Origin of the sequence: Gemmatimonas groenlandica (assembly GCF_013004105.1) — a bacterium.
Lineage (GTDB): Bacteria > Gemmatimonadota > Gemmatimonadetes > Gemmatimonadales > Gemmatimonadaceae > Gemmatimonas > Gemmatimonas groenlandica.
Genome location: NZ_CP053085.1, coordinates 71,534 through 93,439, shown reverse-complemented (window position 1 = coordinate 93,439; position 21,906 = coordinate 71,534). Strand labels below are relative to the sequence as shown.

The following is a 21,906-nucleotide window of genomic DNA, read 5'->3' as shown; positions in this document are numbered from 1 at the left end:
CGCCACGCCGACGCTCCGACAGCGCGTCCACAGTTGCGGTCACGACTATTCTGTGCCGGCATAGGTTCCTCCTGGGTGAATGACGCATACTTCCGCGCGACGCTGCTGCGAGGCTATGCGGCCGTGCATGTACGATCGGCAGTCGCACTTTGCCGCGCGTCCATCATTCAGGTACTTCTTCGCTCACCCGTGTGGGGTAGTAGGATTGTCGGCCAGTGAGGTATCGCGGCGGGAGATAATCGCGCGAACTGAAGTGCCAGTTCGCATTGAGCGTCGCTGCGGCGGCAGAAGGCGTGGTTTGCACGACGTCGTATAGCTCCATCTGCTGACGACGCGCCCGTCTGACCGAGCCATGGTCACGCCACTCCCGCACTCCCCGAGGAATGGTGCGCGGCTATGCGCGATTTCCACTGATCAATTCCGCTGGCGACCTCCAGCATCAAATCGACGCAGACGGTATCACCCAGCATATTCAGGGTCACGATACTCCTCCGCGTCGACCGATCGAACTCCCAGAGCACGTCAGACATCAGTCTCGAGAACGCCGAGGCGCCCCGATCGGCGGCAGACGAGCGAAAGGGAGTGATGCGCGCCTCGACACCACAGATCGTGCCGTCAACAACACCCCCGAGCTCCTCGACTCGTTCTGCGATCAAGTCCGCATAGGCGAGCACGGCGCCGTGCACCTCCTCCGACAATTCGCGCAAACCATTGGAAGCCTGGGATATGATGACAGAGCGCGCCTGACTGCAGTTCCACTGCAATGCGATACAGTCGCGTAGGCGTTCGCTGAGCAGGCCGATGACCTGAGGGCTCCCTACAGAGCCACCCACCGGCGGAACTCCGCTCTGTCGGAATCCACCAAAATCATCCCGCATTTGGCCAACTGGCGCCGACTCCCAAGTGCTCAGGATACCAAGGCTCGCCATACGTTCCTCTGTGTGGTCGGAATGCGCGGACCGCTCGAAGAGTGCCTCGTATGTTGGCGATTCCGCTCGGCGTGCGCGTCCGTCTTTCTACGAGTCCTCGAATACCACGAATGGGGGAGCGTCAAGCACTTTCGTTAGCGTCTGCCGCGCCACAGCGGCCGCCGATAGAGTTCTCTGCCGCCTTTACGGGGGTTACACCCCACTGGGCGTCACTTGGCCCACAAGCCACTCGCCCGCGGCCTTTATCTCCGTCTGCGTAATCGCATGACCACCACTCCCCCAGTGCAACATGACTTCCGCGCCGTAGTCCCTGAGCATGCTCGCCAGTGCGGTCGTTTGGTCCGGTGGCACGATATGATCGGCCCGGCTGGCACCGATGAACACTGGCGTTCGACTGAGGTCCACGTCCTTGTCCGGCCGAAATGGAATCATTGGACTCAACAACACCGCCGCGCGGAGTAGTCCTGGATGCTTTAGCAGCAGACTTGCCGCGATGTTTGCTCCGTTGGAAAATCCAACCGCGATCACGCCATCTTTCTCGAGTCGGTAGTTCACAATCGCTTGACGGATGAACACCGCGAGATCGTCGGTCCTTTTAGCAAGATCTTCCTGATCGAAAACGCCCTCCGCGAGTCGTCGGAAAAAGCGTGGAGCACCGTTCTCGAGCACTTGACCTCTGGGGCTGAGCAGCCCGGCGCCCGGCAGAAGTTCGCGCCCGAGAGGGATGAGGTCCTCCTCATCCCCTCCCGTACCGTGCAGCAGCAACAGCGTAGTTGCTCCAACCGACTCGGCGCCGGCGGTGGGCGGCAGATATCGGTGTGCGAAGCCGAGCGCATCGGCACTGACGTCCTCGGGTCCGCCGGCAGCGGCGGCATCGAGTGCCGCAGTCCCTTGAGGGGGGGCGAGATGGAGCGGCGGCAATACCGACTCGATCGCCTCGCGTGCGCTTTCATACCGCGGCGGAAGCATCAACTGCTCTCCCAACGTGTCCATCGGTTCGTCCACGAGAAATCCTGGCTGGTTGGTCGCCAGCTCGAAGAGGATGCCCGACTGCTCGCGAAAGTACACCGAGCGAAAGTAGGTGCGATCGATGACCGAAGTGGGCGATAGTCCGGCCCGTTCCACTCGCTCCCTCACTTCCAGCTCCACGGAGTCACTCTCTACCGCCCACGCGACGTGGTGAACGGTGCCGGCGCCTGACATTCCGGCTCGACCTCCGCTTCGCGCGTGCACGGTTACAAATTGCCCCGCTTCGCCGGCGGTGAGGTAACGCCGCGTCTCGCCATCGTCGCGGATCATCGTGAGCCCGAGCGTTTCAACGAGCGTCGCACCAGTCCCTTCGTGCGCGCTCACCCACAACGTCACGCCATGGAAACCCCGAAGTGCTTCCTCGGGAGGAATCCCCGGGGCCCCGAGGCGTCCCCGTCGATTGGCGGCGCCAAAGTGCCCGACAATCTCGAGCATCGTTCCATCATGATCTTCGAAGGAGATCACGAGTTCCGCCTCACCGCCGTCGAACCGTGCCCACGCCCCCGAGTGTTCGATACCATGACGGGTGAGTCGATCCAACCAAAAGTCGATCGCCGATGGCAGCACCGAGAACGCAACCATGGCAACCTGCCCGGAACCCACCCGACCCCGCCGCGCGCCGGGCCACGGAAAGAAGGTCATGATGCTACCTGGCGAGCCGACGTCGTCTCCGTAGTACAGATGATACGTTTCCGGATCGTCGAAGTTGACGGTGCGCTTCACCAGCCTAAGACCCAGGAGGCCTGCGTAAAAATCCACGTTACGCTGCGGATCGCTTGCGATGGCAGTCACGTGATGGATTCCCAGAACTTTGTTCATCGTATTCCCCGTCCGTGCAGTCGTTGACTAACGCGCTTCCCCCCGTGCACTTCTTTCTGCGGTGAAAGGGTGTTTGGACGGCGTCGGGGGCGCATCCCTCGGACGGGTGATCTTTTGCCATCCATTTTGGTGGAGCCTTCGCGATTTTCAGCGGACAGAGCGACGCGGCGCCCGCCGCGACCTCGCCAGCCCCACGGTGGCGACACACACGGTGACGACACACACGGCGTTCCTTATCCCGGCGCCCGAATTGAAACGACGACATCGGTGCCGCGCCCTACATGGCTGTCGATCGTGAGGGTTGCACCGACCGCCGCCGCCCGCTCGCGCATTCCTTGCAGCCCCCAATGCCCGTTGAGCGAAGCGTCTCGCTGGTCGAACCCAGAGCCGTCATCCGTCACGCTGACACGCAGGCCGCGACGGTCATCCACCCACCGCACCTTCACGCTGCGGCACGCCGAGTGCTTGCGCGCGTTGACCAGCGCCTCGGTCGCGATTCGTACGACCTCCGCCTCGACGTCGCGCGGATAGGCGCGCGTCGTGCCTTCGCGCTCAAGGCGCACGTCGACCTCGGTGTCGGCAAACGTGCGCCGCGCGGCGTCGGCGAGTTGGTCCCAGAGTGGCACCAGATCGTCTGCAGAGTTCCGCATCGCCGTCACGGCATCGCGGGCTTCGACCAGCGTGTTCCGCGCCAAAGTCCGCATCTCCCCGAGCACGGAGGCGTCCAGGCCGAGCGGACCGCTGGCTCGGATGGCCGCGGCGTCGAGACGCATCGAGATGCCCGTCATGCCACTGAGCAGCGTATCGTGCAGCTCGCGCGCCAGGCGAACGCGCTCGGCGAGCCTGCCGCGCAACTCCGCCTCCGCGCGGCGCCGCCGCGTTCGGGCTACAGCACCCATGCCCGCCGCGCCGACAGCACCCGCGGCGAGTACGGCGAGTGCAAGCGCCCAGCGCGTCTGGTACCAGGCGGGCAGCACGGTGAAAGCGAGCACAGCCTCTCCTGTGCTCGGCACGCCATCCTCATTCCACGCACGCACGCGGAAACGGTACGCGCCGGGCCGAAGCTGTGTATACGTCGCCGTGCGTGGCACGCTACCATCTACCCAGTCTCGGTCCACGCCGTCTAGGCGGTACTGCACGCGCACTCGTTCGGGCATGCGCGGGCTTGCTGCCGTGTAGTGGATCTCGATGCGGTCGGGGTTGGGTGCGATGCGCCACAACTCGCTCGCCGCCAGTTCATGTGCGCCGACGACGACCTCCTCCACATGCACGGGCGGTGGCGTGTCGTTGACCGGCACGGCCGCTGGGTCGACCACGGAAAGCCCGCCAGGTGTGGCAAGCCAGAGCCGCCCGTCCGTCGCGCGGAACATACGCGCGACACCGTACAGCGTGAGATGTGGTGACACGAGGCCATCCGGCGGCCCGAACGTCTGCGGTGCTGGCGCGACGAGCCCGCGGTTGGCTGCCGCGTGCAGCGCCGGGAGCGGAAAGCGCCCGACGCCGCCACCACTGGCAAACCACAGTGCGTCGTGCGCTACCGAGAGTATCACGTTGAAGCCGGTGAGACCGGGCACCGGACCAGGGAGCGGGACCTCCACCGCCCTGCCGCCTGCCAGCCGGACCAGCGTCGGTGGCGCATCCGGTCCGCCTCCCTTCGGCAACACGACGCCCCAGAGCGTGTCACTTGCCTCGATAGCCACCGCTTCGAGTGGCTTTCTGAGCGGCGTAAGCGAATCGAGACGCATCGGTGCGCGCGACGACGAGACAGCATAGGCGACGGGCATCTGCTCATCGGCGGCAATCACGCGGCGTTGGGAATCTGCCGCGACGAAGATCGCCTTCGCATTGTCGCCGAGACCGGGCAGCAGAACGGGAGCGTACCGTCCGTTGCGCAGCACGCCCAAGCCGCGCGGGGCGGTACTCAACCAGAGCGCTCCGTCGGCATCCTCGACGCCGGCCCAGATGCGCTTTGGGGGAAGATCGGTACCACGAAAAACACGGGTGGTTCCGCTCCCGTCCACCCTCGCGAGGCCTCCTCCCGTCAGCCCAAGCCAGACGCTACCTCGCGACGCTGCGAGTAGCTGGAATCGCAAAGCAGGCGGCAACGGCATCCGCTGACCCGTCAGTGAATCCGGCGCCGCGCGCGCTCCAGACTCATGGAGACGGTAGACGTTGTCGGAACGATCGCGGACCCAGATGCTGCCAGTCGCGTCGCCGGCCATTTCGTACGGCGCATCGAAAGGCACACCGTCGCGCCGACCGAGCGTCATGAACGCGGCACGACGGAATCGTTCGAGCCCGAGGTCCGTTGTGGCCCAGATCGTTCCATCGGCGTCGGCGACGATATCCTGCACTACCATGCCGGCTGCACCATCCCCCGGCGGCCGGCGCTCGAGGTGGCCATCACGCCAGACGAGGACGCCGGCCGAGCGACTCGCGATGTACACGGTGCCGTCGGGGGACTGCGTCACCATGCCGATGGACAGCGCGCGCGGATCGTCGTCGAGATGCACTGGCGTCCACACGCCCGCCCGCAGGTGCTGCAGCCCACCACGGCCTGCGGCCGCGGAAACCCACAGCGTGCCATCGGCGGCCTGAAGCTCCGGGTAGACCGAGCGTTCTGGTTTTGCAAGTCCCGACGATGCCGGCGGCGGGTCGAAGTGCCGGATCCCGCGCGGCGTGATGTGCCAGATCCCCTGTGTGCGTGTGCCGACCCACAGGCCGTCAGCGGTATCCGGCCGCGTGACGGTCACGCCGGAGTCGGGCACGCCTGCGGGCCAACTTCCAGGCACAAGGTGCTCACCTTGCAGGCGCCGGATCCACTGACGGCCGGCCGAATCCGCTTCGACCCAAATTCCACCGGCGCCGTCCTCGTAGACGTCGGTGTAACGGGCGTGGCCGACAACCGGATCGAAAGCAACACGAAACACACCGTTGCGATAGGTGACGAGTCCGCCGTCGGGCCGCACGATCCACAGGCGATGTTCGCGATCGACGTGCCGGGGCGTGAATGAGCGACCAGCGCGCCCCGTGAGGCGTAGCGCCGGCTCGCGCGTCCCGTCGATCACCATGAAACGCACACCATCGAATCGCACCAGCCCATTGTGTGCGCTCCCCCAGAGGTAGCCATCGGGCGAACGCCTGATCGACGGTGTCGCGCTGAGCGGCGCTTCACCAAAAGGCCAGACCGTATGATGGTAGCGGCGTAGCGGAGGCGCCTGCGCATCTGCGGTCCGTGGTAGCGAGAGCGCGCCGGCGGCGCACGTTGCCACCACCAACACCCGCCGGAGCGCACGAGCGCACAGACAACCGACACGATTGCGCATCGCTAAAGAGTGCGACGTTTGGGTGATATCGTGCAAGACTCCGCTTCCCGACCGCGCCGCCAGTAGCGGAGTGAACCATTCGCCGCGTTGATGCACTTCGTACCGTCAACACAACGAGAGCCGAACATTCGTTACAGGGCTACCGCGGCAACCGGAGACTGCTTGCCTTGGCCATCTGCCGCATGCGAATGTCGTCTGGCATCGAGATCGGCTTCGCCTGCGCAATCATCCGAACGACATACGCAATGACTGCCCCTTCAGCGGACGCGATATCGATGCGCCCGAACGCATGATTCCGTCCCAGGGCACGGGGCACGACGGCGCTATCGCGATCGCATAACGGTCTACGCAATGCAGCGGGGAGGCACATGCAGGAGACGGCGGCGGCCGCAAGCGGAACCAGTACACCCGCATTCAGCATCGCTGCACACGATGCTGTTGTTGCAATCTACGGAACGCAAGGCAGCGCTGAGCGTGCGGTGCGGACGCTTGCACGAGACGGGTTTGACATGCGACGTCTCTCGATGGTCGGCCGTGGCGACCACACCGACGAGCAGGTGCTCGGCTACTACAACACCGGAGATCACGTCACGTTTGGAGGAAAGCAGGGGGCGTCTTGGGGGACGCTCAACGGCATCCTCTTCGACTCCGCACTGCTGTTCGTGCCTCTCCTATGCCACATCATCGTCCTCGGGCCGCTCGTCGGCGCGCTCGCGAACGGCGCGGCGGGACCGGCGTTCACTGGCGGTCTCACTGCACTTGGCGTTGCGCTCCATGGAATCGGCATCCCGAAGCATTCGGCGATGCGGTATGAGACGGCGGTACACGCCGATCGACACCTGCTCGTCGCCCACGGACCCGGTGCGGATGTGCGTCGCGCGCGCACAAGCCTGGCGGAAACCGGCGCTGAACGGCTGGATATGCACGCCGCCGCGCGGCTGAATGATCCGGGAAGCTGAGTCATGCCGCGGTGCATCGCGCCGTTTAGGCCGCATCTTCCAACTCCTTCCTGACAATTCGAGGACTTCAGTGATCGTGACATTGCCGAGCCCGTACGCGGTTCCCGATTTGCTGGACCGGCTTTCCGCACTCGTGGTGGCCCGCGAGCTGGTTGTGTTCGCGCGCATCGAGTTCTCGCACGACGCTACCGCAGCCGGCCTCACGCTCTCCCCTATGGCGCAACTGGTATTCGGTCACCCGCGCGGTGGCACGCCGGTACTCGCGGCGGCCCCGCTGGCCGGACTCGAGCTGCCCTTGCGTGCGCTCGCGTGGACCGATGCTGACGCCAACGTGTGGCTGAGCTACGTCGATCCAGCCGAGCTTCAGGACCGATACGCGCTACCCGATTCGCAAGCTGCGGGCTTGCAGATCATTCACGAGCTGTGCCTTCACGCGGTGGCATAGCGCAACGCGAGCAACGCACCGCTTTCGTTTCCTCGCCCCTGCCGTCTTGAGCTTTGCACACGCGGCACCGTTGCCGCACGAATGGTGTGCTACCGTCGTTCAGCGCCCACGAGGCACGCGTGAAGTCAACGCGGTAGGTCCATTGGGTGCGACCCCTTCGACGAGCACCAGTCGTCGCCCCGACGTCTCGGAGATTTCCGGCAGCGGCGCCGCGGTGACCGCCTCCACGAGCGCAGCGCCACCGTTGGCATCGGTCACGACGGTCGCGAGTGGAAGGCTCGAAGAGACGTAGGCACTGTCCTCATCCATGAGATACAACGTGTAGGTCGTTGCCGGAGACAATCCGCGAACGCTCACGTCGATGCCATCGATCGGACCCAGCGAGCGCATATAGACACGGCCCCATGACGATGCACGTCCGTCGGGCGCCGAGAGTGAAATCTCGACCGGCCGTCGTGCGACTGCTGGTTGAGTGAGGTTTTGCGTACCGTCCCCAGTCGGCACGGCGTCAGGGACGTACACGAGCGCCTGAGGCGACTGCCCCATCGGTATCTGCGCAACGACCGAATTCGTCCGCGTATCGATCACGACGACACCGTCACCCTGCTGAAGCCCGACATAAACGCGCGACCCGTCGCCGGAGGCCCAGATGCCGTGCGGACACGCGCCGACCGGAATCGACGTGACCAGCGTACGGTCGCGACGGTACACCTTGACCACGTTCTCCGTACACACGGTGACGTAGGCATAGTCACCAGCGCTCGCGCCACCGACGCGCGTACCACCGCCTGGCCCCGCCATCGTGACATGATTCGTGATCGGACCCGTCTCGATCACGCCCTCGACGACGTACGTGCGCGCATTCACCACGGTCACCTTGCCGACGTCCTTGTGCGTCATCCAGACTTGCGCACCATCCTGCGTAATCACAAGGTCCGGGGAAAACGGACTGACCACGGGCACTCGCGCGAGCACGCGCCCGGACGGGACGTCTATAACGTCCAGCTCCGGCGTGAAAGAGTGGTTCACGAACGCAACTCGGCCGTCGGGTCGGAATACGATCATGCTCGGCCCCTTCGCCGTTACGACGCGGCGTACCTCACGCATCCGGACCGGGTCGATGACCGACACGTAGTTCGCTCCTCGTACGCTCACCCACAATTCGCGCCCGTCGGGGCTGAAGAATCCCTCGTGCGGATTCCGACCGACATAGACGGTGCCCTTCACGCGGTTCGTCGTTGTCTCGACAATGGTCACGGCATTGGTAGCCGTCGACACCACCGAGAGCCATCGGTGATCCGGCGAGAATCCAAGGCCGTGCACATTGATTTCACCGCCGTACAGCGCACTCAGCATGAAGCCGGCGGCGGGCAGTGGCGATAGGCGTTCGCTTCCCAAGCGCAGCTGCCCGAGCAGTCGGTTCGTCGACGGGTCGATCACTGATACGGTGTTCGAGACCTGATCAGCGGTGTACACACGGTCGCGTTGATAATCTGCGCGATGCGCGGCGCTGGACGATGCGCGAATCGGCAGCTCGGTGGTGACTCGCCTGTCGAGCGCTGCCGAAGAGCGCGCCGCCCGAGCACCCGCCGCCGACCAGTGTTCGAGCTGCGTGACCTCGACCTGCTGCTCGGCCACGATGCCCAGCGCGAACACGCGGAGGGCGGAATCCCGACTGTACACGAGGAGCTGCCGCGCCATGTCGATCGCGCCCCGATGGTGTGCGATCATCGCTTCGACGAACGTACTGTCCTCGCTATTCGAGACGCGCATCAGTGCGGTGTGCATTCCGCTGTGCATGCTGGCCATGCACGGCTGCAGCGACGTTACAAACGCTTTCCGAGTGATCGCTCTAGCCGCATGCGAGTCAGACACGCGCGGCCCGGCCGCTATGCAGCGGCGTTCTTTGGTCGGGGAGTCTATTGGTACGGTGCGTAGCCCAGCGTCGAGGGATTGCCCACCGACATTCGCGTTAGGGACGAGCGCGTACAGTGCGATGGCGCAGCAGCACGCGCGCCCGGCGGTGAATATCTGCATTGTGTCGCCTCCCTCGGCGAGCATGGGGGTAGTTGATACGCTTCGACGTGTAGCCAGTCAGCAAGGGGCATTCATCGCGTCCCGACCGGCTTGTGCCCGCGTCGTGCGCGAATAGGCTGCCCGGCGCTCGCCTCGCTCGAAAACGTCTTTTGACCGTAAGCGTTTTCCGCTGGCCTGGCGTCACCAAAACGGTATATCATCGCGTACCACTGTCGGGTACACGCGCACATGCCGTGGCGTCCAACCCGCTCCCCCACAATCGGTGGTGAAGCCTATCGGGCGAACATCGTCGCGTCGCACTCCCTCGGAATCGCGGGGGCAGCCATCGTCGGTCGGGGTAGTATTCAACTGCAGCCGCACAAATTCGTGCGCGAGGAGGTCGCCGTCGTGCGGCCGAGCACTCCCGACTCCTCACCGGGAATGCCGAGGATTTCCCGCGATCGCGCTCCTTCGACACGCGGGGCACGTAGCATCGGCCTCAACCCGACGGTGACACCAGTTGCCCCCGAAGTCAGGCGAACGGCGAGCGGCGACTGCCGCGGCTCAAGAGCCCATCGCGCCTGCCCGGTTGGATGCTCTCTCAGAATTCGACCGGTCAATCTCTCGCAATTCGGCCAAAGTCGTTCGCAATATCTCATGAGCTGTTGAATCTGTGCTCTTTTTGAAGAGCAAAGCGAACCGAACTCGTCTGGAGCAAGCGACGGTGACAGCTCCGTTCCCTCGGCGTTCTTTCGTTTCCGGCCTATCTAGGCGCCTTCCGTCTGGCGGGTCGGAGCGAATCACTCGACCAGCTCGCGGGCTCGGGACTGCTGTCGATTCGGACTCATGATCTGGCGTCCGACCACACACGTAAGAATGGCGCGCTTGCGCTCTTGATCATAGCGCGGCAATATCCGCAAGTGAATTCGGATCGGTGGCACAATGCGGCTATCTTGATCGGCAATGTCGGAGGTGCGAGGCGTGGACTACGCTCGCTCCTCGCGATGTCGCTGACCCTTTCCTCGAGTCCAGTTGCGGGTCAGGGACTGACGCCGGTACTCGGAAAGTACCAGTTAGACGTCTGGCGGGCGCAAGACGGCGTTCGCCTCGCGTTTACATCGAATCTGGTGCAGACGAGCGACGGCTATCTCTGGCTCTCGTCGCAGGCGGGGCTCACGCGATTCGACGGGGCCAGATTCACCGTGATCGATGGTGCGAACACGCCAGCGCTTCGTGGTCGTCCTCGGCTTCAGACCTATCCGCTCCTTGAGGACGCAGAGCACGTTCTCTGGGTCGGAACCGACATCGGATTGATGGCGTACCGGGGCGGCATGCTCCCGTCACGTGCGACGGATCCGTCGTTCGCGACCGACTTGGTGAACGCGGCTGTGATGGATTCATCGGGTCGTGTCTGGGCCATCACGCGACTTGGGCGTCTGTTCCACGTGGATCTGGACAACGGACTCCGCGCTGTGCCCGGTGTGGCAGCCCGATCGCTCGGCAGCAGCATGACCGTCGATGCGGTCGGTGACATATGGATTGCCGCGGGTCGGCAGGGTGTGCACCGGCTACGCGGTGACTCCATGTCTGCTGTAACCTTTCTGAGCGACCTGGGCATTGACGAAGTCACGCGCATAGTGGCGACACGTGACAGCTCTGTGTGGTTCGGTACCGCAACCGAGGTCGTGCAGTGGCGCCAAGGACACATTCGGCGCTTTCCCTTACCGCGACAACCAGCGATGGGAGCGGTATCGTGCTTCGCTGTCGGTGCGGACGGCTCGCTGTGGGTCGGCACGGAAGGCGCGGGACTGTATCGGTTCGACGGTCGCTCCTTCGAACACGTGTCACGCGAGGAGGGCCTATCCGACGATCGAGTGATCGACATTATGATCGATCACGACCACAATGTTTGGGTCGCCACGCGTGATGGTCTCAATCGCCTTCGGCCAATCCCATTCAGCATCATTACAGCACGATCCGGTCTCCCGACCGAGCTCCCAGGCGGCATCCTACTCGACGGTACCGGCCGCACGTGGCTTGCACCGCCGACCGGGGGCCTTTTTCGTGGCACCGTTGACGCCAACGCGGCACGCTTCGCACAAGCGGAATCCGTACGTAGATCCGATCGGGTCACTGCACTCGCTCGGGCACGCGACGGCAGCGTGTGGGCAGGCCATCTCGGTGGCTCCGTCACGCGCTTCGAGAGAGACCGCACGAATGTAGGTCCTCCGATCATGGCGGGCCTCCCCCCCGTCACCGATATACTCGAGGACCCGGACGGCACGTTGTGGATCGGCACTTGGCATGGCCTGTACAGGTGGCGCAACGGGCAAGTGCGTCCGGTCACCGTTAGCGACGGGCTCTTGGACGACGCTATCCATCGAATCGTGCGTGACGTCGCCGGAACGCTGTGGGTGGCAACGCAGAGCGGGATCGTGCGAGGCAAGGTCGACGAGGTCGGGTTCAGCGAAGTGGCGATCCCCGCGAACGGCGCTCGGCGGACGGTCGTGCTGTTCGAGGCTCCTGTTGGCACCCTCTGGGCAGGCTCCGCAGACGGACTCACGCGAGTGAGTGGTGGGCGGCCCGCGCTGCTCACTACCGCTCACGGACTGCCTGAGAACTGGATCGGAGCCGCGGAGCTGGATTCGGTCGGGAACGTTTGGCTCGGGCAGCTGGGTGGCTTGACGCGTATCCGCCTGAGCGAACTCGTTGCCGCCGCCGACGGCCGGACGACCACACTGGGTAGCGCCATTAGCTATCCTCTGCGCGAGGGCCTCGCCGGCGGAGATCCGACGGCATGGCCTCACCCGGCGTCCTTCAAGGACGCTGCCGGCACGATCTGGTTCGCGACCGGGCACGGTATCGTCCGCGTCGACCCCATGCGTGTGGCGGGAGATGGCCAAACGCGCGGGCTGCCACTCATGCACATCGAACAGATTCTCGTGGACGGCTCTACAGTGCCGTCAGGAGCGTTCACGCTCGATCCGGCCGCGCGCCGACTTGAGCTGCGATATACTGGGGTAGACCTCTCGAATGGACCGGGCGTGCTTTTTCGCTTCCGCCTCGATGGATACGATACGACGTGGGTTGATGCAGGCGCGCAGCGCGTTGCGTCATATACCCGTCTTGCGGCGGGGAACTATCGATTTCGTGTGACTGGACGCGCGAGCAACGGCGGATGGAGCACCGCGGAAGCAGTTGCGGACTTCGAGGTGCTCGCGCCGCTTTATCGGCGACCATGGTTCCTCGTCGCGGCAGGCGTTGCGCTCGCCATCGCGTTATTCGGGGCTCACCGCTCGGTGCTCTATACGCGCTCCGTCGCAATCCGCGAGGAGCGCTCACGCATGGCACGTGAGATTCACGACTCGCTGCTTCAGGGGTTCAGTGGCATTGCATTGCAGTTGCAAGCTGCGTCGACACGATTGGCACTGTCCGGCGCTCAGCAGCCGCTGCTCGATCGCATCCTGTCTTTAATCGACCAGACCCTCGCGCAGGCCCGCGACAGCGTCTTTGACATTCGCCATCCTTCAGTTGTACAGGAAGACTTTGTCAAGGCATGCAATGGTGCTGCGGAACGAATCCTGGCGAATAGCGGGACGGAGTTCCGTGTGGTCCTACGCGGCCGAACGCGTCGACTCTCTCCGGTTACGCATGCGGAATCGCTCCGTATCGTTGAAGAGGCACTCACAAATGTCCGGAAGCACGCAGCGGCCTCCGAGGTGGTCATGGAATTCGACTACCAATGGCGGGGTTTGCACGTGACCATACGTGATAATGGAATCGGCGGAGACCTGGGCGCGTTGCAACAACCATCGGGGCACTGGGGCGTGCTCGGTATGCGTGAGCGCGCGAGCAGGATGGGTGGGCAACTCTCGCTGCGCAGTCGACCGGAAGCCGGCACGGCCGTCTCGCTTCAGGTGCGCTATGCCAGAGGTCCGCTCACCGGATCCGAGGCGCGACGCATTTAACGCTCGCCAAGCGGAGTATTACAGCTACTCGGCGCCTAGTGCCGAGCATGCGGCGCTCGAGCACGCCGAACCCTACTCACCTAGGTGAATAATGCCCCGTTTCAGCGCGAGCGTAACCGCCGCGGTGCGATCATCGGCGCCAAGCTTGTCAAGAATGTGAATGACGTGCGCCTTCACGGTGGCCTCGGTGCGACCGATTATAGTCGCAATCTCCTTGTTTCGCATGCCCTTGGCCATCAACGCCAGTACCTCACGCTCACGCTCTGTCAGTTCAATGCGCGGCGTGAACTCGGCAAGTCGTTGCGCAACGATGCTTGGAACAACGCGAACCCCGCGATGCACAAGACGAATTGCGTCAGCCACCTCTGACCGGAGCGCACCCTTCAGCAGATAGCCGCTGGCGCCAGCTTCGAGCGCCCGATGGATATCGCTGTCGCCCTCGTAAGTACTCAGTGCGATGATGCGTGCGTCCACAAACTCCGAACGGATCGCGCGAATCGCCTCGACACCCTGCATGATAGGCATGCTCATGTCCATGAGCGTCACGTCGGGCTTATGCTGCCTATAAAGTTCGACCCCTTTCGCGCCGTCCTCTGCTTCGGCGACCAGGTGCAGGTCAGGGTACACGGAAAGAAGCGCGGCTAATCCATCGCGGTAAATCGGATGGTCGTCGACCGTCATCACACGGATAACGCTGTCGACGCCGTCATGTCTGCGGGCGCCCGAGGCGGGGAGTGTCATGCTAGTTATGCTCTCGCGCGGGCAGGCGTTTGGCAATCCTCCTTTGGGCTACTCATCGGACCTGATCGTCGGAGACGCCAGGAGTATCCTCGACCGATGGCCCTATACACGGTCGAGCGCGACTGCACGAGAGACCCCTCCTAGCGATCGCCCGCAGTTCGGGCCATGGCCGTTCTTCGAACATTCAGGCACTCGAGCAATTGGACGCGCTTCGATTTCATACCGGCTGAGATGGTGGAGCTCACTGATCGCGCGGATGCTCTGGCCGAGCCGGTCGTCGGGAGCAGAGTCGCACAACGGCGCATAGTGTGCCTACCGTCCGTACCGCACGGCAGCAAAGAATGGGCAATCTGGCAGTTAGCCGTTCGGGGTAGCGGAAGTCGAACCGCACGACCGATTCGCCGCGCCAATGACTTCTGTACTGTAGCGCCATGACAATACGCCATCTCACCACCGCGCTGACCTTCGGGTCGCTCCTGGCGCTCGCGAGCACTCCATCCGCCGCGCAGCCACCAGCGTTTCCACCGGCATTCCGCGTCGAACGGATCGCCACAAATAGCACCATGCTGCATGTACGCGTCGGCGGCTCGGGGCCGGCCGTCCTGCTGTTGCACGGCTACGGGGAAACAGGAGACATGTGGTCTCCGCTCGCCGCGGAACTCGTCACAAACCACACCGTCATCGTGCCCGACCTGCGCGGCATGGGACATTCGGCGCGCCCGGCAAGCGGGTACGACAAGAAGACGCAAGGCACGGACATCGCTGGGATGCTCGACGCACTGCACATCACGCAGGTCGACCTCGTCACGCACGACATCGGTAACATGGTGGGCTACGCCTTTGCCGCGCAGCAACCGGCGCGCGTCCGCCGCTTCGCCCTGATCGACGCCCCGCTTCCTGGTGTGGGGCCGTGGGATGACCTTATTCGCAGTCACCAGCTCTGGCACTTCTCCTTCTGGGGTCCCGACGCGGAGCGCTTGGTTGCGGGCCGCGAACGCATCTACCTCGATCGCTTCTGGAACGAGTTCTCGGCCGTGCCCGCGCGCTTCACCGAGACGTCTCGTGCACACTATGCGGCGCTCTATGCACAGCCGGGCGCAATGCATGCCGGTTTCGAGCAGTTCAGGGCATTCGATCAGGATGCGATCGACAACAAGGCATTCCTCCAGCGCGGAAAGCTCACGATGCCGGTGCTGGCAGTCGGTGGCGAGAAGTCGTTCGGAGCCGTCATGGCTACAGTGATGCGCTTCGTTGCAACCGACGTCACCGAAGCAATTGTTCCGGGCTCCGGACACTGGATCATGGAGGAAAATCCGACTGCGACAATCGCAATCGTGCGAAAGTTCATCGGTGACGCCGCACCGCGCGTAGGAGCGTCTTCCGACGCGACGTCGAAGGACAGCGGCCCAGAATCGGCGCCGGCGGAGTCGACCGATTCGATCAAGCCGTCGATCGTCCTGGTGCACGGCGCATTCGCCGACGCATCCAGCTGGCGCAAGGTTATTCCAATGCTCGAGCAGGCGGGATACTCCGTGATTGCGGTACAGAATTCACTCGCCTCACTGGAAGCGGACATTGCCACGACGAAACGCGTGGTCGATGGACAGAAGGGTCCCGTGGTGGTGGTCGGACACTCGTATGGCGGCGCCGTGATCACCGGAGCAGCCGCAGGCAATGGCGCCGTCAAGTCACTCGTGTACATCGCGGCGTTCGCTCCGGATGCCGGCGAGCCAATTGCCGCGTTGAATGACAAATATCCATCCGCGCTGGGTGGCGCGCTTAGACCGGATGCCGCCGGATACCTCTATCTCGATCGCGCCCAGTTTCGATCGGTGTTCGCTGCCGACGTCCCCCTCGCCGATACGCGCGTGATGGCCGCGACGCAGAAGCCCATCAACGGTGCAGCGTTCGGCGCCCCTGTGGCCGTAGCAGCGTGGAAGTCCATCCCGAGCTGGTATCTGGTCACCGAAAACGATCAAGCCATTTCCGCCGCGCATCAGCGGTTTTACGCGAAGCGCATCGGGGCGCAGACCACCGAGATCAAGTCGAGCCACGTGCCGTTCCTCTCGCATCCTGAAGCGGTCGCGCGGATCATCCTTCAGGCAGCAGGCGCCGAGCGCAGTTCATCGCGCGCGGGGAAGTAGCGAGATGTCCGTGCGGATTGTGGCGCTGCTCGTCACGGTGCCGGTCGCGATGTCCGCACAAGCATCCGCGGGCATCCACCCGACGACAGCGTCCAGGCCTGCGTATCGTGCATCGCGCGCGGACGAAGACTGGGGAACGCTGCGTGATTCGTCGAATCGTACCGGGCGACTCGATGGCGCGAAGGTGCACGCGTTGGGTGGGCATGCGTACCTGTCGCTGGGTGCAGATGTACGACTGATCGAAGAGCGGTACCGCAGCGAAGACTTCGGGCGGACGAGCCTCGGACTCGATCACTCGCTGATTCAGCGGTACATGGTGCATGCGGACCTGCGCACCGTCGCGGACTCTGCGAGGTTCACGGCACGGCTATTTGCGCAGCTCAAGAGCGGACTGGTTGGCGGTCGGTCCGTGGGAGCCCGGGTACCGGACACGGACACCTTGGACATTCAGCAAGCATTCGCCGAGCTGTCCAGGGCTTCGCCGTCCGACCGATCGGTTTCCCTGCGCGTCGGTCGACAGGAACTCGTGTACGGAAGCCAGCGACTCATCGGGTTGCGCGACTTCCCGAATGTGCGGCAGACGTTCGACCTTGCCCGCGTCATGCTGCATGCGGGTGGTACGAAGCCGTGGCAGGTCGACGTGTTTGGCGGCCGCCCCGTCACGACGCGAACCGGAGTGTTCGACGACGCCACCGATCGCTCTAAGTCGCTCTGGGGCGCATACGCAACGCGCAGCTTGCGCTCGACTCTGGGCGGCGCGATGGATCTGTACTACGTCGGCCATCATCGCGACCGCGCCGCAACGCATCTCGTGGCGGGACGCGAGACGCGTCACACGCTCGGCGCGCGTGTCTTCGTTCGGCGCTCAGCCGGCGCGGGTGTCATGGACGTTGAGCTCGAGCCAATGCTGCAATTCGGCCATTTGGCAGACGATGCAATCCGCGCGTGGTCCGCGTCAGGCGTCACTGGCTGGCGCTGGTCGTCCATGCCGGCCAAGCCGCGACTGTCGCTCGGCTTCGACGCGTCGAGCGGTGATCGCGGACCGAGCGCCGCGACACGCGGCACGTACCACCCGCTGTATGCAACGGGCGGGCACATGGCACTCGGAAGCCCGCTGGGTGCAGTGAACTTCATGTCGTTGCATCCGAAGCTCGAAGCCACGCTCACGAGCAAAGCACTGCTGTTTGGAGACTGGTTCATCTCGTGGCGTGAGAGTACCCGCGACGGCGTGTACAACATTGCCGGGATACCGATCGGCGTTCCAGGCAATCGCAGTGAGCGTTTCATCGGCCACCGGCCCGGCATTCACCTCGACTATGTCCTCAGCACGCAGACCAGCCTCGGCGCGTGCGTTACGCGCTTCATGCCTGGACCCTACCTGCGCGCAAGTGGCTGGAAGAAGGACACCGAATACGCCACGGTGACCGCAACATACCGTTTTTAACCCTTGCAAGCTCGCGCACTCACGACGGTGACGATGCCGTCCCAATCAGGAGAATGATGAACATGCAACGATCTTCGCGATCACACTTGCCACACACCGCAGCAGTCTTAAGCGCCGCACTCGCTTCGCTGGTTGTCGCCCAAGCCTCGCTCGCTCAACAGGCCGCGCGCGCACCACATGACCTTGCGGGCACTGGCGCGAGCTTCAGCAACATGCCAGAAGTTCCGCCTATCGGTGCACGCATCGCCAAGTACCTCGACGTGCCTGACGCTGCGAAGGGTCCGGCAATCCCCGCGGGTAAAGGGTATCGCACGGAACGACTTGGCGCGGGGCTCTACATGGTCACTGACAACGCATATCAGTCCATGTTTCTTGTATACGAGTCGGGAGTGGTGGTAGTCGATGCGCCACCGTCGTATGCGGCGCACATCAAGACCGCCATCGCGGAGGTGACGGGCAAGCCCATCACCCACCTCGTCTACAGCCACGCGCACGCCGATCACATCGGAGGTGCCGCGATGCTGGGCGGCCGTCCGATCATCGTGGCGCACGCGGAGACGAAGCGTCTGCTCGCGCGTTCAAACGATCGTAATCGGCCGTTGCCGACGGTCACGTTCACCGACGGCTACCAGCTCAAGGTCGGGAGCCAGGTGCTCGAGCTTCAAAGCCGGCGCGCCGCACACCAACCGGGCAACCTGTTCATTTACGCGCCAGCCCAGAAGGCGCTCATGCACGTCGACGTCGTGTATCCAGGATGGATGATGTGGCGACGATTCGGCCTCGCCGAAGACGTGCCGGCGTATTTCGACGCGGTCGAAGCCGTCAAGTCCTACGACTTTGCGAAATTCGTCGGAGGGCACGTCGCACGGGTGGGCAGCAGAGAAGATGTCGTGGTGCAGGCGGAGTTCATGGCGGATCTCAAGGCGGCCGCACTCAAAGCATTGCAGACGGTGAAAGTCGGTGCCGAAGTCAATCCGCTCGATCTTGGCAATCCCTGGGCCGTGTATGACACCTACATCGATCGGGTCGCAGCGAGCTGCGTGAACGCGTTGACGCCCAAATGGAAGCGTCGGCTCGCGGCGTTTGATGTGTACATCTGGGATCAGTGCTATGCCATGGAGCAGAGTCTCAGGATCGATTGACGCAGCAGAGCGCACGATGTCCACACCCACCTTCCATTCAACCCGAGCATACCGACCATGACCGCCTTGAGCAGCCCATCATCCACGAGCGAGAATGCTCCACACGAAACGATCACCATGCACGAATCCGAGCAGGTCGCGCGCGCGAATGCGAGCGGGCTGCAGCCAGTGGTCTTCGTGCACGGCCTGTGGCTCTTGCCGAGCAGTTGGGAGCGGTGGGCGAGATTCTTCGAAAACGCGGGGTACATCGCCGTTACGCCGGGATGGCCGGATGATCCAGAGACCGTGGCAGAGGCAAATGCGCACCCGGAGGTGTTCGCCGACAAGACGGTCGGTCAGGTGAGTGAACACCTCGACACGCTCGTGCGCGGCCTGACGCGAAAGCCTGTCATCGTCGGACATTCGTTCGGCGGACTGCTGGCGCAGATGCTTGCCGGCCGCGGTCTGGCCTCAGCCACCGTCGCCATCGATCCTGCGCCATTTCGTGGCGTGCTGCCGCTCCCGATCTCCGCACTCAAAGCTGCATGGCCCGTGCTTGGGAACCTTGCCAATCGACATCGGGCCGTGCCGCTCAGCTTCGAGCAATTTCGCTTCAGTTTCGCCAACGCGTTGAACGAAGATGAAGCGCAGGAATTGTACGCGCGATTCGCCGTGCCCGCGCCGGGCGCACCCTTGTTTCAAGCGGCGGCGGCAAACCTCAATCCGTGGACCGAGGTGAAGGTGGACACGGAGCATCCCGACCGTGGGCCGCTCCTCGTGATCTCGGGCGAGAACGACAACACGGTGCCGTGGTCGATCGCGAACGCCTCGTTTCACCTTCAGGAACGCAACACCGGTATCACCGAGATCACGGAGATGCCGGGCCGTGGGCATTCGTTAACGATTGACCATGGCTGGCGTGAGGTCGCGGAGACCGCGCTACAGTTTGTCCGACGATTCGTCTGATGCGATGCGGACTGGCGTTCGACACGTAATGAGGAGCATTGCAAACCGCCGGCCCCGAATATTCGCGGCCGGCGGTTTGTTTCGCGATCGACGACAGGCCGCTGCCCGCTAGCGTGAAGATGTTGCAGCGCGACCTGCAGGAGCATGGACACCAGTGTAGAGCCATCTTGCGAGCAGGCGAGTGAGACGCGGCATGACGACCCACGTCAGCATTGATACCGAGATTGCCGTAAGCAACGCGCTCCATGTCACGATTGCCATCTTCCACTTGGGCGCGACGTGCGCTGAGATTGACCCGGCGGAATGAACCGTGTATCCAATCCATTCCGCACTATTGGCGCGTCGGTGGTCGATGATACAGTATCGCCGCGCTCGATCAACTCCGCGACCGATGGAGCGTCACGCCACGCGTCGATCGTGGCCGAGCCGCCCACCGAGCTTCGTGGCGTTCTGCTTCTGCACCGCGGCTGCCACATCATCGACGGTAATGCCCAGCCGCGCAGTGCGCTCCGGGGATGGGCTGAGCAGCATCGAGAAATCGAGCGACCCGAAAAACGACGCATTGCCCACGCCGGGCAGCCGCCTCAGCTCACTCTCGCGGAGCCGCGCGGCGTTGACGGTGGGTTCTGCACCCGCGAATCTGCCTCGGCCACGCGGGCACGGGCACCGCGCAGGTCGGCGTCGTGCTTCGTCGCGTCAATGCGGTAGAGCACGTCACCGGCGCGCACTGAGTACCTTCACGAAACGGCCGTGCGGTGGTGACGCCCGAGGCCTGGGCGCGCACGTGGACGGTGCGCGATGCCTCCACCTGTCCGACGAAGTCCAAAAGCTCTTCGGTGGTCTGCGGGGTCACGGTCGTCACGACAACGGTGGCCGGTGGCGGCTCCGGCATGGGATCGCCATCGGAACGACACGCCGCGAGCAACAAGAGCGGCACTTGTGCGATGGTTGGAAAGATGTGTTGCATCGAACGCTCAGCATGAGGAGGAGAGCTACGCGCTAAAGCCGTCGAATGGACGAGTGTCTCCATTGACCGGATCAGCGCAGTCGAACGAGGGATTGGCCCGCGAGCAGAGTCGCAGCGATGGGTACATGGCGCGTGCTCGCGGGGCTCACCGACGAGATCGACTATCCGCTCAAAAGCGCATCGCCAGTCCCGCAGTGACGGTGATATCATTCCGCGTACCAGAGCCGACGAGTGCGCGCGTCGGGCCCGCCTCCGACAAGTAGTCGCGCGCCTCGATCCGCACGCCCACACGCCGTATGCTGGCCTCGGCGCCAATCGCACCATACCCGGCGAACTTGCTCTCATTGCCCTCGCTTCCGGACCGGACCCGGTACGTCCGCGCACCGAGACCGACCCCGGCAAAGGGCGCGACGCTCCATCCGCTGCTCGTCGACACGCCGCCTGTGCGTCCTTCCAGACCGGCGTCGTAGTGAAAGAGATCGATCTTCGGTGCGCTCGTCAGGCCTTCCGCCTCGCTCGCCGACCAGGCGAACGTCCCAACGACCGTCAACTTCGGGACAATGTCGTACGACCCCTGAATCCCGAGGTGGAATGCGTCGCTGACAACGTCACGCTGATCACCGGTCGGGAGATATGCGCCGATGATCGGGCGGACCGCGAAATCGCCATGTGACGCCGCGGATGACGACTGCTGCGCGTGTGCGGCCGAGGCGTAGGTGGCCGCAAGGAGCAGCGAGATCCATCGTACGCGCTGCACGCGGGCAAACACGGGCATCTGGACGAGGAGTGTTGAATGAGTCGACATTGTGGAGTTCTCCGGTTGAAGTGATGCGGTGTTCGTCGTCATTGAGTGTCCGATGCGACCCGCACCGGTATCCTGCCTTCGGCGAAGGAATGAGGCGTCTGCCGCGAGGCTACTCTTTCGGTCGCCCGAATGTGGTAGCCCGGAGTCGCGACACCGTGCGTCGATGCGCGATAGCACTTAGGAGGTACGCCGTCGCGCGCGCGCCGCACTACACGCGGCGTGCGTAC

The 21,906-nt window shown here is 63.9% G+C and carries 15 protein-coding genes; 7 read left to right on the top strand and 8 right to left on the bottom strand.

Going from position 1 to position 21,906, the window contains the following annotated elements:
* Window positions 1-356: 356 nt before the first annotated feature.
* The 4 genes from HKW67_RS00400 to HKW67_RS00385 all read right to left on the bottom strand — a co-directional run bounded on the left by HKW67_RS00400 (window position 357) and on the right by HKW67_RS00385 (window position 6,419).
* Entirely contained in the window at window positions 357-833 is a 477-nt protein-coding gene (locus HKW67_RS00400) for a ferritin family protein (RefSeq protein WP_171223506.1), read from the bottom strand.
* Between the two features lie 288 nt (window positions 834-1,121).
* Window positions 1,122-2,750: a VOC family protein gene (locus tag HKW67_RS00395; protein WP_206044555.1), complete on the bottom strand. Its 1,629-nt coding sequence runs from the start codon at window positions 2,748-2,750 to the stop codon at window positions 1,122-1,124.
* Window positions 2,751-3,010: 260 nt separating this feature from the next.
* Complete coding sequence (locus HKW67_RS00390; protein WP_206044554.1) at window positions 3,011-5,872, bottom strand: sensor histidine kinase; 2,862 nt, start codon at window positions 5,870-5,872, stop codon at window positions 3,011-3,013.
* Window positions 5,873-6,242: 370 nt separating this feature from the next.
* Window positions 6,243-6,419 (bottom strand): hypothetical protein, encoded by a 177-nt coding sequence (locus HKW67_RS00385; protein WP_171223503.1) that lies wholly within the window; start codon window positions 6,417-6,419, stop codon window positions 6,243-6,245.
* Window positions 6,420-6,471: 52 nt separating this feature from the next.
* On the opposite strand from HKW67_RS00385, the gene HKW67_RS00380 reads away from it, so the two are divergent.
* Window positions 6,472-7,062, top strand: a complete 591-nt coding sequence (locus tag HKW67_RS00380) for a general stress protein (protein WP_425486228.1) — start codon at window positions 6,472-6,474, stop codon at window positions 7,060-7,062.
* Window positions 7,063-7,138: 76 nt separating this feature from the next.
* A complete protein-coding gene (locus HKW67_RS00375) occupies window positions 7,139-7,507 on the top strand; it encodes a DUF302 domain-containing protein (protein WP_171223501.1) in 369 nt (122 codons plus the stop codon).
* A gap of 99 nt (window positions 7,508-7,606) precedes the next feature.
* Here the strand turns inward: HKW67_RS00375 and HKW67_RS00370 are convergent, their stop codons facing one another.
* A complete protein-coding gene (locus tag HKW67_RS00370) occupies window positions 7,607-9,316 on the bottom strand; it encodes a DUF305 domain-containing protein (protein ID WP_206044553.1) in 1,710 nt (569 codons plus the stop codon).
* A gap of 1,211 nt (window positions 9,317-10,527) precedes the next feature.
* Between HKW67_RS00370 and HKW67_RS00365 the strand changes: the two genes are divergently transcribed.
* Window positions 10,528-13,491 carry a sensor histidine kinase gene (locus tag HKW67_RS00365; RefSeq protein ID WP_171223500.1) on the top strand — a complete coding sequence of 988 codons (2,964 nt, stop codon included), beginning with the start codon at window positions 10,528-10,530 and terminating at the stop codon, window positions 13,489-13,491.
* A gap of 72 nt (window positions 13,492-13,563) precedes the next feature.
* Here HKW67_RS00365 and HKW67_RS00360 read toward each other — a convergent pair whose 3' ends face one another.
* On the bottom strand, window positions 13,564-14,232 hold the full coding sequence (locus HKW67_RS00360) for a response regulator (protein ID WP_171223499.1): 669 nt from the start codon (window positions 14,230-14,232) through the stop codon (window positions 13,564-13,566).
* A gap of 431 nt (window positions 14,233-14,663) precedes the next feature.
* On the opposite strand from HKW67_RS00360, the gene HKW67_RS22725 reads away from it, so the two are divergent.
* From HKW67_RS22725 to HKW67_RS00340, 4 genes are all read left to right on the top strand, one after another.
* On the top strand, window positions 14,664-16,376 hold the full coding sequence (locus HKW67_RS22725) for an alpha/beta fold hydrolase (protein WP_171223498.1): 1,713 nt from the start codon (window positions 14,664-14,666) through the stop codon (window positions 16,374-16,376).
* Window positions 16,377-16,380: 4 nt separating this feature from the next.
* On the top strand, window positions 16,381-17,820 hold the full coding sequence (locus HKW67_RS00350) for an alginate export family protein (RefSeq protein ID WP_171223497.1): 1,440 nt from the start codon (window positions 16,381-16,383) through the stop codon (window positions 17,818-17,820).
* Complete coding sequence (locus HKW67_RS00345; protein ID WP_230981090.1) at window positions 17,724-18,962, top strand: MBL fold metallo-hydrolase; 1,239 nt, start codon at window positions 17,724-17,726, stop codon at window positions 18,960-18,962. Before HKW67_RS00350 ends, HKW67_RS00345 begins: the two co-directional genes overlap by 97 nt.
* 117 nt (window positions 18,963-19,079) lie before the next feature.
* Entirely contained in the window at window positions 19,080-19,907 is an 828-nt protein-coding gene (locus HKW67_RS00340) for an alpha/beta hydrolase (protein WP_425486266.1), read from the top strand.
* Window positions 19,908-20,306: 399 nt separating this feature from the next.
* On the opposite strand, the gene HKW67_RS00335 is transcribed toward HKW67_RS00340, so the two are convergent.
* Together HKW67_RS00335 and HKW67_RS00330 are read right to left on the bottom strand one after the other, a co-directional pair.
* Window positions 20,307-20,495: an efflux RND transporter permease subunit gene (locus HKW67_RS00335; protein WP_269141425.1), complete on the bottom strand. Its 189-nt coding sequence runs from the start codon at window positions 20,493-20,495 to the stop codon at window positions 20,307-20,309.
* 548 nt (window positions 20,496-21,043) lie between these two features.
* On the bottom strand, window positions 21,044-21,679 hold the full coding sequence (locus HKW67_RS00330) for a hypothetical protein (protein ID WP_171223493.1): 636 nt from the start codon (window positions 21,677-21,679) through the stop codon (window positions 21,044-21,046).
* Between the last annotated feature and the right edge of the window lie 227 nt (window positions 21,680-21,906).

Bases quoted from the DNA above. Each gene is read 5' to 3' on its own strand.
- HKW67_RS00360 (WP_171223499.1), bottom strand. From the start codon at position 14,232: ATGACACTCCCCGCCTCGGGCGCCCGCAGACATGACGGCGTCGACAGC.
- HKW67_RS00330 (WP_171223493.1), bottom strand. From the start codon at position 21,679: ATGTCGACTCATTCAACACTCCTCGTCCAGATGCCCGTGTTTGCCCGC.
- HKW67_RS00370 (WP_206044553.1), bottom strand. From the start codon at position 9,316: ATGGCCAGCATGCACAGCGGAATGCACACCGCACTGATGCGCGTCTCG.
- HKW67_RS00380 (WP_425486228.1), top strand. From the start codon at position 6,472: ATGCAGGAGACGGCGGCGGCCGCAAGCGGAACCAGTACACCCGCATTC.
- HKW67_RS22725 (WP_171223498.1), top strand. From the start codon at position 14,664: ATGACAATACGCCATCTCACCACCGCGCTGACCTTCGGGTCGCTCCTG.
- HKW67_RS00350 (WP_171223497.1), top strand. From the start codon at position 16,381: ATGTCCGTGCGGATTGTGGCGCTGCTCGTCACGGTGCCGGTCGCGATG.
- HKW67_RS00340 (WP_425486266.1), top strand. From the start codon at position 19,080: ATGCACGAATCCGAGCAGGTCGCGCGCGCGAATGCGAGCGGGCTGCAG.
- HKW67_RS00365 (WP_171223500.1), top strand. From the start codon at position 10,528: ATGTCGCTGACCCTTTCCTCGAGTCCAGTTGCGGGTCAGGGACTGACG.